The organism is Paracoccus yibinensis, from assembly GCF_030846195.1.
Classification (GTDB): Bacteria; Pseudomonadota; Alphaproteobacteria; order Rhodobacterales; family Rhodobacteraceae; genus Paracoccus; species Paracoccus yibinensis.
In genome coordinates this window covers 649,515-662,176 of record NZ_JAVCWH010000001.1, presented here as the reverse complement: position 1 = coordinate 662,176, position 12,662 = coordinate 649,515, and the positions used below count along the sequence as shown (strand labels likewise).

Genomic DNA, 12,662 nt, shown 5'->3' with positions numbered 1-12,662 from the left:
CTGACAATCCGCTGACATTTTCCGCAGGGATGTCCTGCTGACAATTTCCTGACGATCCCGGTCAGAAGCCTGTCAGCCCCCATGGACTAGGATCGATTCGCATCACCGGGGTCATGCCTTGGGCCTTGGCCCCCTGTTCAGGAAAGGAATACGCATATGGCACGCAAGACAGGCACCAACGCGGCGGACACCATCGGCGGCACGTCGCTGGCCGACTGGCTGGCAGGGCTGCGCGGCAATGACCTGATCAATGGTTATGGCGGCAACGACGACATCCATGGCGGCGACGGCGCAGACCGTCTGTATGGCGGCGACGGCCAGGACGAGATCGAGGGCGGGGCCGGGGATGACCGGATCTGGGGCCAGAACGGCAACGACGAACTGGACGGCGACGACGGCAACGACATCCTGGACGGAGGCGCAGGCCGGGACGAACTGGATGGCGGACGCGGCAGCGACCGTCTGTATGGCGGCGCCGACAACGACGACCTGGACGGCGGCAGCGGTAACGACCTGCTGTGGGGCGGCACCGGTAACGACCGGCTGGACGGCGATTCGGGCAATGATGTCCTGAACGGCGGAATGGGCGCCGATGTCTTCGAATTCGAACGCGGCGACGGCCGTGACCGCATCGTCGATTTCCAGAATGGCATCGACCGGATCGACCTGGACGATTTCAGCCGCGCCCAGGTCAGCCAGATCATCGCCAATGCCAGGCAACAGGGTTCGGACCTGGTGCTGGTGCTGGATGCGGCCACCTCGATCACCATCGCCGACATGCAGCGCGGCCAGCTGGACCTGGGCGATTTCACGTTCTGAGATCAACGGTTCGGGCGGGCGGGCCAGCCCGCCCGATTGATTTACGTTGACTGGCGTTCCTGCCGCACGGTCCTTGCTTGCAGCCTGCGAAATCCCTGCCTAATTTCCGGCGATCATTCCGGACTTTGCGGGCGCGCACGATAATGACAGAGCTGTCTTCCCCTTCTTCCTGGCCTGTGGGCGGCGGCTCTTGCGGCGACCTTGTGCGGAATTTCGACTGGTCGCGCACGTCGCTGGGTCCGATCGACCGATGGCCGCAGCACCTGCGGATCAAGGTCAATTCGCTGGTCAACTCCCCCATTCCACAGGTGCTGATGTGGGGACCGGATCACGTGATGATCTACAACGACGGCTATGCCGAGATCGCCGCGAACTATCACCCGCGCGCCCTGGGCGGCAGGGTTCCCGATGTCTGGCCCGAAATCTGGGACTGGAACCGCGCCATCCTGGAACGCGGCCTGCGCGGAGAGGTTCAGGCCTTCCGTGAACAGCGCATGGTCCTGCACCGCAACGGCCACCCCGAGGACGTGGTCTTCGACCTGTTCTACACGCCGATCTATGACGACACCGGCATCCGCGTGGATGGCGTGCTTTGCACGGTGCTGGACATCACCCAGTCGGTCCGCGCGCGAGAGGCGCTGGCGGAAAGCCGGGCCGAACTTTACCATCTGTCCGACGCCCTGCCGATCCTGGTGGCGTTCCTGGACAAGTCGCTGGTCTTCCGGTTCGCAAACCAGTGCTATCTCGAGGTGTTCGGCATCACCCATGAACAGGTGATCGGCAAGCGGATCGGGGACATCCTGGGATCCGCCCAGGCCGCCCTGACCGAGGATATGCTGAACCGCGCCCTTCTGGGCGAAACGGTGAATGTCGATGCAACCGTCCGCCTGCCCGGCGACCGCCCTCGTGCCTTCGAGATGCGTTGCCTGCCCCGGAAGTCGGGAGAGGAGCGGATCGACGGCGTCTACATGATCCTGATCGACATCGAGGATCGCAAGCAGACCGAAAACCAGCTACGCGACAGCAACGACCGCTTCCGCGCCGCGGTGGAGGCAATTCACAGCGTCTTGTGGACCAACAGCGCCGATGGCCGGATGATCGGTGAGCAGAGGGGCTGGGCCGCGCTGACCGGCCAGGATTTCGACGACTATCAGGAATACGGCTGGGCGGATGCCGTGCATCCCGACGACCGCGCCCCCACTGTCGAGGCCTGGCACCGGGCGCTTGCCGGCCAAACGACCTTCGAATGGGAACACCGGGTGCGTTGCGCGGACGGTGAGTACCGCATTTTCGCCATCCGCGCCGTGCCCACGCTGAACGACGGGGGCGATATCAGGGAATGGGTGGGCGTTCACACCGACATCACCGAACAGCGCCTGTCCGAGGCGCAGTTGCAGGCCCAGGCCGAGGATTTGCAGCGCCAGATAACCCATCGCGAGCGGGCCGAGGAACAGTTGCGCCGCCTGAACGAAACGCTCGAGGCCCGCGTCGCCGACGAAATCGACCGGCATCGCACCACGGAACGGGCGCTGCACCGGTCGCAGAAGATGGAATCCATGGGGCAGTTGACCGGCGGCGTGGCGCACGATTTCAACAATCTTCTCCAGGTGATCGCCGGAAACCTTCAGATGCTGTCCAAGGACGTGGAGGGCAATGCCAGGGCCGGCCAGCGGGTGGACAATGCCCTGTCCGCTGTCGCACGCGGGGCCAAGCTTGCCAGCCAGCTTCTGGCCTTTGGCCGCCGCCAGCCGCTGGAGCCGCGGGTGATCCAGCCCTGCCGCTTGGTCAACGAAATGGACGAGATGCTGCGCCGTTCCCTGGGCGAGGCGATCGAGGTCGAGGTGATCGTGCCCGAAGGTTTGTGGAATATCTGCGTGGATCGCGCTCATCTGGAAAGCGCGCTTCTGAACCTGGCGATCAATGCCCGCGATGCCATGGACGGCCCCGGCCGCCTGACCATCGAGATGGCGAACACGCAACTGGATGATGCCTATGCGGTGACGGCGGGCGATGTTCGGGCCGGAGATTACGTGATGCTGGCCGTGACCGACACCGGCTGCGGCATGAGCCCCGAGGTGCTGGAGCGGATCTTCGATCCCTTCTATTCCACCAAGCCCGAAGGGCGCGGCACCGGTCTGGGGATGTCGATGGTCTATGGGTTCGTCAAGCAATCGGGGGGGCACGTGTCGGTCTATAGTGAGGTGAACGAAGGAACGACCGTGCGCATCTATCTGCCCCGATCCGACAGCGACGAGGAAACCGACGCCCCGCAGTTCAACGGTCCCGTGGTGGGCGGTTCCGAGACCATCCTGGTGGTCGAGGATGACGAGGCGGTGCGCGCCACCGTGGTCGATCTGCTGGAATCGCTGGGCTATAAGGTGCTGACCGCGCGGGACGCGCAGGCTGGGCTTGCGGTGGTTGAAAGCGGGCTGCATATCGACGTGCTGTTCACCGATGTGGTGATGCCCGGCGGGCTGTCCAGCCGGGACATGGCGCGCCGCGCGCAAGAGATCCTGCCGGGGCTGGGGGTGCTGTTCACCTCGGGCTATACCGAGAATTCCATCGTCCATGGCGGGCGGCTGGATCCGGGTGTCGAACTGTTGTCGAAACCCTATCCGCGCGAGGCCCTGGCCCGCCGGCTGCGTCATGTGATCGCCAATGCCCGGCAGGAAACCCTGGCGGCCGAGGCGCAGGGCACGTCTGATCCCACGCCGCAGCCCGCGTCCGCATCGCAACCCGATCCCCGGCCGCAGCCCGATCCCCGCCCGGACCGCCCTGTGTCCATCCTTCTGGTCGAGGATAACGCCCTGATCCGCGCGGACACAGCCATCATGCTGGAGGAGATGGGCCATGACGTCTTCCAGGCAGGCAAGGCCGCCCCGGCGCTGAGCAAGCTGAAGGAACAGGACTTCGACCTGCTGCTGACCGACCTTGGCTTGCCCGACATGAACGGCAACGATCTGGCGCGGCATGCCGTGGAAATCCAGCCGGGACTGGCGGTGGTCTATGCGACCGGTGACAGCCACCTTCCGGTGAACTGTCCCGGCCAGACCATCCTGCTGTGCAAGCCCTATGGCGAGGATCAGTTGCGCGGCGCGGTCGAACAGGCCCTGGCGCGGATGGGGTGACGCGCGCCCCTTGGCGGACGGGCAGATGCGTGGTAATCAGGGGCCGTTCTCAGGGCGGGGTGCAATTCCCCACCGGCGGTCACAGCCCGCGAGCGCCTTTCGGCAACGAAAGGGCCAGCAGATCCGGTGAAACTCCGGGGCCGACAGTCATAGTCTGGATGAAAGAGAACCGTGGCCGCGTCCCTCCCAGGGGGCGGTCATGGCTCGTGTCCTGGGACCATACGCAAGCAACGTAAGGTTCCTGAAAGATGACCCACAAGACCCCCCGCATCGCCTTCATCAAGGCCCGCTGGCATTCCGATGTCGTGGACCGCGCGCACGAAGGCTTTCTGGCCGAACAGAAGCGCCTGATCCCCGGCGCGACCGTCGTGGCCTATGACGTGCCCGGCGCCTTCGAGATGCCGCTGCTGGCCAAGAAGCTGGCCCAGACCGGCAAATACGACGCCGTTGTGGCCGCGGCCCTGGTGGTGGATGGCGGCATCTATCGCTACGATTTCGTCGCCACCGCCGTTGTCACCGGGCTGATGAATGTCGGCCTGGAAACCGGCGTGCCGTGCTTTTCGGTTTCGCTGACGCCGCACAACTATCAGGAAACCGAACTGCTGACGGGTTTCTATCGCGACCACTTCGTCAAGAAGGGCGCCGAGGCCGCGAATGCCGTCCACCAGATGCTGGAACTGGACGCCCGGATCGCCGCCGAGGGCCGCGCCGAGGTCGCATAAGGCAATGGCGCGCGGGTCCGGCCCGCGCGCCTGTCGTCACTCGACCGTGACGGATTTCGCAAGGTTGCGGGGCTGGTCCACGTCGGTGCCCTTGGCCACGGCCGTGTGATAGGCCAGATACTGCATCGGGATCGCATAAAGGATCGGCTGGAAGACTCCGCCGCCCGAGGGCATCCGCAGGCTTCCCTGAACCCCATGGCTGGCCGAGGCCAGGCCGTCGTCGTCCGACAACAGCAGGATCGGGCCGTGGCGGGCCATGACCTCCTGCATGTTGGACACGGTCTTTTCGAACAGCGCGTCATGCGGGGCCAGCACGATCACCGGCACGTCGCGGTCGATCAGCGCAATCGGCCCGTGCTTCAATTCGCCCGAGGCATAGCCCTCGGCATGGATATAGCTGAGTTCCTTGAGCTTCAACGCCCCTTCCAGGGCCACCGGATAAAGGGCGCCCCGGCCCAGGAACAGCACGTCGCGGGCTTGGGACAGCCATTCCGACTGCGCGCGGCAGGCATCCGACAGGGCCAGCGTTTGCTGCATCAGGCCGGGAATGGACCGCAGGTCGGCCAGATGCGCCGCCAATGCGCCATCGTCGATGCGCCCCCGGTCATGGGCGGCCTTCAGCGCCAGGATCGCCAGCACCGTCAACTGACAGGTGAAGGCCTTGGAGGAGGCCACGCTGACCTCGATCCCTGCCAGGGTGGGCAACGCGATGTCGGAATCCCGCGCGATGGCCGAGGTGCCCACGTTGACCAGCCCGATGGTCCGGGCGACATGGTCCTTGGCATAATGCAGCGCGGCCAGGGTGTCGGCGGTCTCTCCCGACTGGCTGACGGCGATGAACCAGCTGCGGGCGGACAGGGGCGGTTCGCGATAGCGGAACTCGGACGCCACGTCGATGTCGCAGGGCAGGCCCGCCAGTTGTTCGAACCAGTATTTCGCGACATGGCCCGCCAGATGCGCGGTGCCGCAGCCGACCAGGCTGATCCGGTCAATGCCCTGGAAATCGATTCCATCCGGCAGGACGATCCGGTCGCCCTTGACATAGTGGTTCAGCACGTCGCCGATCACCACGGGCTGTTCGGCGATTTCCTTGGCCATGAAATGCCGGTAACCGCCCTTGTCGATGGCGGTCGCGCCCGTGTCGATACGGGCTTCGATGCGGTTGGTCTGGTTGCCCTCGGCGTCGAAGATCTGCACCCCCGCGCGGGTCAGGACGGCGTGGTCGCCGTCTTCCAGATAGGTGATCCGGTCGGTAAAGGGCGCCAGCGCAACCGCGTCCGATCCCAGGAACATCTCTCTGTCGCCGTGGCCAATGGCCAGGGGGCTGCCCTTGCGGGCGGCGATCATTAGGTCCTGTTCGCCGTCGAACAGGAAGGCCAGGGCAAAGGCCCCCTTCAGCCGCGACAGCGTCTGGCGCGCGGCCTCGATCGGCGTCGCACCCTGGGTCATGTAATGCGCGGTCCACAGCGCCACGGTCTCGGTGTCGGTCTGCGATTGCGGCTGGATGCCCAGACTGCCCAGTTCCTCGCGCAATTCGCGGAAGTTCTCGATGATGCCGTTGTGGACCACGGCCACGGGGCCGGACTGGTGGGGATGGGCGTTCACTTCGGTCGCCGCGCCATGGGTGGCCCAGCGGGTGTGGCCGATGCCGATATGGCCGGGCAGGGGGTCGTGGACCAGCCGGTCGGACAGGTTCACCAGCTTGCCTACCGCGCGGCGCCGGTCCAGGCGGCCGCTGGCATCGACGGTCGCGACCCCGGCGCTGTCATAGCCGCGGTATTCCAGCCGACGCAGTGCATCGACCAGTTGCGGGGACACCTCGTGAGAGCCGAGGATACCGATGATGCCGCACATCAGCGGGCCTCCTTCTTCGCGCGCAGGGCGGCCATCAGGCGGATGGCAAGGCCCGGCTTCGTGGTCTGCCGTGCCCGGCCAAGCCCAAGGGCGCCATCGGGCACATCCTCGGTGATGACCGAACCCGATCCGGTCAGGGCGTCATGGCCCACGCGCACGGGCGCCACCAGCATCGTGTCGCTGCCGATGAAGGCGCGGGCGCCGATCTCGGTCCGGTGCTTCATGGCGCCGTCATAGTTGCAGGTGATGGTTCCCGCGCCGATGTTCGTGTGTTCGCCCACATGGGCGTCACCCAGATAGGTCAGGTGGCCGACCTTCACGCCTTCGTCCAGAACGGAGTTCTTGATTTCCACAAAGTTGCCGACATGCACGTCGCCGCCCAGTTCCGCGCCGGGACGCAGGCGGGCGAAGGGTCCGACCGTCGCGCCCGAGGATACATGACACCCCTCAAGATGGCAGAAGGGCAGGATCTCGGCCCCCGACTCAACGGTCACGCCGGGACCGAAGACGACATTCTGGCCGATCACCGCATCGCGGCCGATCACCGTGTCCAGGGCGAACCAGACGGTGCCGGGATCGCACAGCGTCACGCCGTCCTCCAGCGCGCGGGTGCGGGCGCGGTCCTGGAACGCCGCCTCGGCCGTGGCCAGTTCCGCGCGGGTGTTGATGCCCAGCGTCTCGGATTCGTCGCAGGTCACGACATCGGTGCTGCGGCCTTCGGCGCGGGCAAGGGCCACCAGGTCGGTCAGGTAGTATTCGCCCGATGCGTTCTGGTTCGTCAGCCGGACGATCAGTTGCCGCAGCAGGGCTGCATCAAGCGCCATCACACCGGAATTGCACAGCGCAATCTCGCGCGTGGCCGCGTCGGCGTCCTTGAATTCCACGATCCGTTCCAGACCGCGCGCCGTCAGGATCAACCGGCCATAGCGGCCCGGATCCTCGGCCTCGAAGCCCAGGACCACGAGGTCGGCGGGGTGCGCGGCCAGCGCCGCCAGCGTATCCTCGCCGATGAAGGGGGTGTCGCCGTAAAGGACGATCACGCGGCCCTCGAAACCCTCCAGTTCCGGCAGGGCTTGGCGGACGGCATGGCCGGTGCCAAGCTGTTCGGATTGCAGGACGATCCGCGCCTCGGGGTCGATCCTGCCCACGGCCTTGGTCACAAGGTCGGCGCCATGGCCCGCAACGACGATCACCTGTTCCGGTTCCAGCGTGCGCGCCGCACCAAGCGCATGGCCGATCAGCGGCGCGCCTGCCAGCCGGTGCAGCACCTTGGGCAGGTCGGATTGCATCCTGCTGCCCTGTCCGGCCGCAAGGATCACGATCGCCACGGGTTTCTCTGCCATGCCTGTCCCCAATGCCTGTTCAAATTCGTTGCGGGGCGTTCTAATCGGGGCGACGCGCAGGGGAAAGCCCCGTGTGTTCACCTTTGGTGTCGGATCGTTACGGGAAGGGCAGGGGCATGGCGGGAACGGTGGTCTTCGATCTGGACGGGACGCTTGCCGATACCTCGGCCGATCTGATCGCGGCGGCGAATGCCTGCTTTGCAGCGCGCGGGATCGAGGTTGCCCTGGACCCGGTGGCGGATGCGCTGACTGCGTTCCACGGCGGGCGGGCGATGCTGCGGGCAGGATACGGCCGGATGAGCGCTGACATGCTGCTGCCGCCGGGCGCCGAGGATGAGGATTATCCCCGGCTGCTGGATCATTACGGCGAAAACATCGCCGTCCACACCAAGCTGTATCCGGGCGTCGAGGAGACGCTGGACCGCCTGGCGGCCGACGGGCATATCCTGTCGGTCTGCACCAACAAGCCCGGCGCCCTGGCCGAAACCCTGCTGGATGCGCTTGGGGTGCGCAGCCGGTTCGCATCCCTGGTTGCGGCCGATACGCTGCCGGTCAGGAAACCCGATCCGCGCCCCTATCGCGCAGCGGTGGAACGCGCCGGAGGCACGGTCCAGGCGTCCTTTCTGGTGGGCGATACCGAAACGGACCGCAAGACCGCAACGGCGGCGGGGGTTCGGGTGGCCCTGGTGTCCTTCGGACCCGAGGGGGAGGCGATTTCCCGCCTCGCACCCGACGCCTTGATCGGACATTTCGACGAATTGCCCGATCTGGCGCGCCGTTGGTTGGAATAGGTCAGGTTTGGTTCCATCCGAACAGGCTGACTATTTAGACATATTACAATGTGGCACCCCCTTGTTAGCCAGAAGAGGCTAACAAGTTGTTCATGTTTGTCGGTGCCATTGTTCAAGACCCGCAGGGCGGGCTGGATCGCTGATACCGGCATGTTGTCCCGAGTGTCGCGATGCAGCCCCTTTGCACGTCCGAAGAACAGTGCCTGTATTTTTTCCCCCACATGGGATTTCGGCCGGCCGTTCATGCTGTCCAGCGTGATCAGTATGGCGATCGGCTGACCTTGGTCGTGGGTGATGACAGCCCATTGGAAGGCAAGGTGCCTGCGGGTTACGACGCCTATCAACTGCCATTCGAACCCATGGCGCTGTTGACGGATGCGGCCGGACCGCTGGCGATTGCGCTTGCCTCGGGAATCCCGGGCAGCGCCGCCGGCCCAGGGTCCTGGCCGGTTCCTGTGTGGGGCGGAGGTAGCGGGTCACCGGTGTCAGGTTCGCCGGGCAAGGGCAAACCGGTGGTCGAGGAGACATCGTCCAACCCCCCTGAGGGGAGCACCGGTCCCATTCCGAATAAGCCTGGCCAGCCCACGACGCCGGCTATCGAACAGCCACCATCGCCCGAATTGCCGCCGCTGGTCCCTGTCCCTCTGCCCGATGCGGCGCCCATGTTGATCGCGGCGCTGTTGGCGTTGACCTTGCTGCGTCGCGTCAAGGGCTAAGGCCACCCCAGCAAGGGATGGCCCAAAGGATTACTCCGCCTTGTCGGCGGGCTTTGCGTTCAACTGACCATAGTTCTGGGCGCCGATCGTCTCGTAGAGCTGGATCTGCGTTTCCAGGAAGTCGATATGGCCTTCCTCGTCCTTGATCAGGTCGTCGAACAGCGCCTTGGACACCTGGTCGTTGACGCTGGAACAATACTCGCGCGCCTCCAGATACAGGGAACGGGCATCATGTTCGGCGGCAAGATCCGCTTCCAGCGTTTCGCGCAGGTTCTGGCCGATGCGCAGCGGATCGAGCTTTTGCAGGTTCGGATGGCCTTCCAGGAAGATGATGCGCGCGATCAGCCGATCGGCGTGATGCATCTCCTCGATGGATTCCTCGCGCGACTTGTCGGCGATGCGGCCAAAGCCCCAGTCTTCCTGCAAACGATAGTGCAGCCAGTACTGGCTGACGGCGGTCAGTTCAGACCGCAGCGCCGCGTTGAGATAGTCGATGACCTTTGCGTCGCCCTTCATGGTGGGTGTCCTTTGCGATATCTGTTTTTGCCCGCAAAATCGGCGGGGCCACGCCCAGATTATCGCAGTGACGCATGGTGTCCAGAAAGAGCGGCATACATCCGCCGCAATCGGCCCGTTTGCCCAAGGCGTGATAGATCTTGCCCGGCGTGATGATCGTTTCTGGATCCGCGGTCCGCATCCAGTCGATGGCCGCCTTGATCTCATGATCCGAGATTTGCGTGCAATGGCAGACGATCATCACAGGTCTCCTATCAAGCGGGAACCTAGCGATTCTGTCGGGAAAGTAAAGGTGACTTTTTTGGTTGGAATTCAAGGATGCGTGTCTTGACCGGCACGGCGGCCTGTCGCAGAAGCGCGGCCATGAAGCTGTCCGATTTCGATTTCGACCTGCCTCCCGGCCTGATTGCCACGCGTCCGGCCCGTCCGCGCACCTCGGCGCGCCTGCTGCTTGCCGAAGGCGGCAGGATTGCGGATCGCCGTGTCAGCGACCTGCCGGACATCCTGCGTTCGGGCGATGTGCTGGTGCTGAACGACACCAAGGTCATTCCCGCCCGACTGACCGGAACGCGGACGCGCGTCACGCCTCAGGGTGAGGCCGTGGCGGGGATCGAGGTGACGCTTCTGGAACCCCAGGCCGATGGCTGGCGCGCCCTGGCCAAACCCTTGCGAAAGCTGCGCCCGGGCGAGGTGATCCGGTTCGGCGATGCCCTGTCCGCCGAGGTGGCCCAGATCGCGGATGGCGAATTGCGCCTGCGCTTCGATGCGGAAGGGGACGTCTTCGATGCGGCGCTGCAAAAGGTGGGCGCCATGCCCTTGCCGCCCTATATCGCCGCGTTGCGGGCGCCCGATGACCAAGACCGGCAGGACTACCAGACAGTCTGGGCGGCTCGGCAGGGCGCCGTCGCGGCCCCCACCGCCAGCCTGCATTTCGACGACGCCCTGCTGGACACCCTGGCTGCGAAGGGCGTCGAGTTCGTCCATGTCACCCTGCATGTCGGTGCGGGCACCTTCCTGCCGGTCAAGGTCGAGGACGTGACCACCCACCGGATGCATGCCGAATGGGGCGAGGTCGGCGCGGGTGCGGCGATTGCGATCAACCGCGCCAAGGCGGAGGGGAGGCGCGTGATCCCGGTCGGCACCACCGCGCTGCGGCTGATCGAATCTGCCGCGCAGGACGATGGAACGGTCCGACCCTTTCAGGGGACGACCGACATCTTCATCTATCCCGGCTATCACTTCCGGGTGACCGACGGGCTGATGACCAATTTCCACCTGCCGAAATCGACGCTGCTGATGCTGGTCTCGGCGCTGATGGGGCCGGAAAAGATCAGGGAAATCTATGCCCATGCGGTTGGGACGGGCTACCGTTTCTTCAGCTATGGCGATTCGTCGCTGCTGATCCCATAGGGTCGCTTTCCGGGTGGCCCCTTTGCGCCGGATGGGCGAGACAGGGACGCTCCTGCAACCCGATCAGAGATGAATGATGCTTTCCGTGCTGCGAACCACATGGCCGCTGTTCCTGGGGATCCTGCTGCTGATGGTCGGCAACGGGATGCAGGGGACGCTGCTGGGCATCCGCGGCGGGATCGAGGGCATCCCGACGTTCCAGATGTCGGTCGCGATGTCGGGCTATTACGCGGGCTTCCTGCTGGGCAGCCTGTCTGTGCCTGCGCTGATCAAGAACGTGGGCCATGTGCGGGTCTTCGCGGCGCTTGGGTCGATGATCTCGTCCGTGCTGGTGCTGTATTCGGTCGAACCCAACTGGATCTGGTGGACCCTTCTTCGCGTCATCATCGGATACTGCTTCTGCGGCGTCTACATCACGTCCGAGAGCTGGCTGAACGCCGGATCGACGAACGAGAACCGGGGCCAGACCCTGTCGGCCTATATGATCGTGCAGCTTCTGGGGATCGTGGCGGCGCAGGCCTTGCTGAATGTCAGCGATCCGGGCGGCTATACGCTGTTCATCGTCGCATCCGTGCTGGTGTCCTTTGCCTTCATGCCGATCCTTCTGTCGGCACGTCCCGCACCGCAGTTCCAGACCATCAAGCGCATGACGTTCAGGCAGCTTTACCGCGCCTCTCCGCTGGGATGCGTGGGCATCTTCCTGATCGGCGGGGTCTTTGCCGTGCTGTCCGGCATGTCGTCCGTCTGGGGCGCGGCCATCGGCCTATCGGTCGCCCAGATCTCGATCTTCGTGGCGGCAAGCTATGCGGGCGGGTTGGTGATGCAATATCCGATCGGCTGGATTTCCGACCGCTATGACCGTCGCAAGCTGGTGCTGATGCTGTCGGCCGTAGGGGCTGCGACGGGGGTCGCAGTGCTGGCTATGCAGCCCGGCACGCTGGGGCTGGTGATCGCGGGCGCGCTAATGGGCGGGCTGGTCAACCCGATCTATGCGCTGCTGCTGGCCTATACCAACGACTACCTGGACCAGACGGACATGGCGGCGGCCTCGGCCGGGCTGCTGTTCATCTATGGCATCGGGTCGATGGGCGGCCCGGTCATCACCGGCTGGCTGATGGAGGTCATCGGGCCGGACGGGTTCTGGGTCTATATGGGTCTGCTGCTGGCGCTGCTGACGGTCTATGCGGGCTGGCGCACCACCCGCCGCCGCGCGCTGACGCCCGAGGAACAGGGCAACTTCGCGGTGATCACGCCCAATGCCACGACCATTGTGGTCGAGGCCGCCCTGGACGAAAAGCAGTCCGATCCGTCCGACCGGCGGGCCGCTGACGCCGCGTAACCGGCCGACTTGTCCCCCCTGAAA

At 65.1% G+C, this 12,662-nt stretch carries 11 protein-coding genes and 1 riboswitch; of the genes, 7 read left to right on the top strand and 4 right to left on the bottom strand.

Features of this window, described 5'->3' with window-relative positions:
- Positions 1 to 156: 156 nt before the first annotated feature.
- The 3 genes from RAH32_RS03320 to RAH32_RS03310 all read left to right on the top strand — a co-directional run bounded on the left by RAH32_RS03320 (position 157) and on the right by RAH32_RS03310 (position 4,669).
- Complete coding sequence (locus tag RAH32_RS03320; RefSeq protein ID WP_306605039.1) at positions 157 to 819, top strand: calcium-binding protein; 663 nt, start codon at positions 157 to 159, stop codon at positions 817 to 819.
- A 203-nt stretch (positions 820 to 1,022) separates the two neighbouring features.
- Entirely contained in the window at positions 1,023 to 3,947 is a 2,925-nt protein-coding gene (locus RAH32_RS03315) for a PAS domain-containing protein (protein WP_306605037.1), read from the top strand.
- Between the two features lie 41 nt (positions 3,948 to 3,988).
- A riboswitch (FMN riboswitch) is annotated at positions 3,989 to 4,121 on the top strand.
- A 74-nt stretch (positions 4,122 to 4,195) separates the two neighbouring features.
- Complete coding sequence (locus RAH32_RS03310) at positions 4,196 to 4,669, top strand: 6,7-dimethyl-8-ribityllumazine synthase (protein ID WP_306605035.1); 474 nt, start codon at positions 4,196 to 4,198, stop codon at positions 4,667 to 4,669.
- A 36-nt stretch (positions 4,670 to 4,705) separates the two neighbouring features.
- Here RAH32_RS03310 and glmS read toward each other — a convergent pair whose 3' ends face one another.
- Positions 4,706 to 6,523, bottom strand: coding sequence for a glutamine--fructose-6-phosphate transaminase (isomerizing) (gene glmS / locus RAH32_RS03305; protein ID WP_306605034.1), 1,818 nt, complete (start codon positions 6,521 to 6,523; stop codon positions 4,706 to 4,708).
- A complete protein-coding gene (gene glmU, locus RAH32_RS03300; RefSeq protein ID WP_306605033.1) occupies positions 6,523 to 7,866 on the bottom strand; it encodes a bifunctional UDP-N-acetylglucosamine diphosphorylase/glucosamine-1-phosphate N-acetyltransferase GlmU in 1,344 nt (447 codons plus the stop codon). The genes glmS and glmU overlap by 1 nt, the downstream gene beginning before the upstream one ends.
- A gap of 116 nt (positions 7,867 to 7,982) precedes the next feature.
- On the opposite strand from glmU, the gene RAH32_RS03295 reads away from it, so the two are divergent.
- Both RAH32_RS03295 and RAH32_RS03290 read left to right on the top strand, forming a co-directional pair.
- Complete coding sequence (locus RAH32_RS03295) at positions 7,983 to 8,657, top strand: HAD hydrolase-like protein (protein ID WP_306605031.1); 675 nt, start codon at positions 7,983 to 7,985, stop codon at positions 8,655 to 8,657.
- Between the two features lie 170 nt (positions 8,658 to 8,827).
- On the top strand, positions 8,828 to 9,373 hold the full coding sequence (locus RAH32_RS03290; RefSeq protein WP_306605029.1) for a hypothetical protein: 546 nt from the start codon (positions 8,828 to 8,830) through the stop codon (positions 9,371 to 9,373).
- A gap of 30 nt (positions 9,374 to 9,403) precedes the next feature.
- Here RAH32_RS03290 and bfr read toward each other — a convergent pair whose 3' ends face one another.
- The gene (gene bfr / locus RAH32_RS03285; RefSeq protein WP_306605027.1) at positions 9,404 to 9,889 is read right to left on the bottom strand and encodes a bacterioferritin; all 486 of its coding nucleotides are present in this window, start codon (positions 9,887 to 9,889) and stop codon (positions 9,404 to 9,406) included.
- Positions 9,837 to 10,130, bottom strand: coding sequence for a (2Fe-2S)-binding protein (locus RAH32_RS03280; protein WP_306605026.1), 294 nt, complete (start codon positions 10,128 to 10,130; stop codon positions 9,837 to 9,839). The genes bfr and RAH32_RS03280 overlap by 53 nt, the downstream gene beginning before the upstream one ends.
- Before the next feature lie 122 nt (positions 10,131 to 10,252).
- On the opposite strand from RAH32_RS03280, the gene queA reads away from it, so the two are divergent.
- Entirely contained in the window at positions 10,253 to 11,299 is a 1,047-nt protein-coding gene (gene queA / locus RAH32_RS03275) for a tRNA preQ1(34) S-adenosylmethionine ribosyltransferase-isomerase QueA (protein WP_306605024.1), read from the top strand.
- Between the two features lie 76 nt (positions 11,300 to 11,375).
- Positions 11,376 to 12,638: an MFS transporter gene (locus tag RAH32_RS03270; protein ID WP_306605214.1), complete on the top strand. Its 1,263-nt coding sequence runs from the start codon at positions 11,376 to 11,378 to the stop codon at positions 12,636 to 12,638.
- Positions 12,639 to 12,662: the final 24 nt, after the last annotated feature.

What these genes read in the sequence shown, in the direction of transcription:
- RAH32_RS03270 (WP_306605214.1), top strand. Translation starts at nt 11,376, where the DNA reads ATGCTTTCCGTGCTGCGAACCACATGGCCGCTGTTCCTGGGGATCCTG.
- RAH32_RS03280 (WP_306605026.1), bottom strand. Translation starts at nt 10,130, where the DNA reads ATGATCGTCTGCCATTGCACGCAAATCTCGGATCATGAGATCAAGGCG.
- glmU (WP_306605033.1), bottom strand. Translation starts at nt 7,866, where the DNA reads ATGGCAGAGAAACCCGTGGCGATCGTGATCCTTGCGGCCGGACAGGGC.
- RAH32_RS03320 (WP_306605039.1), top strand. Translation starts at nt 157, where the DNA reads ATGGCACGCAAGACAGGCACCAACGCGGCGGACACCATCGGCGGCACG.
- bfr (WP_306605027.1), bottom strand. Translation starts at nt 9,889, where the DNA reads ATGAAGGGCGACGCAAAGGTCATCGACTATCTCAACGCGGCGCTGCGG.
- RAH32_RS03295 (WP_306605031.1), top strand. Translation starts at nt 7,983, where the DNA reads ATGGCGGGAACGGTGGTCTTCGATCTGGACGGGACGCTTGCCGATACC.
- queA (WP_306605024.1), top strand. Translation starts at nt 10,253, where the DNA reads ATGAAGCTGTCCGATTTCGATTTCGACCTGCCTCCCGGCCTGATTGCC.
- RAH32_RS03290 (WP_306605029.1), top strand. Translation starts at nt 8,828, where the DNA reads ATGCAGCCCCTTTGCACGTCCGAAGAACAGTGCCTGTATTTTTTCCCC.
- RAH32_RS03310 (WP_306605035.1), top strand. Translation starts at nt 4,196, where the DNA reads ATGACCCACAAGACCCCCCGCATCGCCTTCATCAAGGCCCGCTGGCAT.
- glmS (WP_306605034.1), bottom strand. Translation starts at nt 6,523, where the DNA reads ATGTGCGGCATCATCGGTATCCTCGGCTCTCACGAGGTGTCCCCGCAA.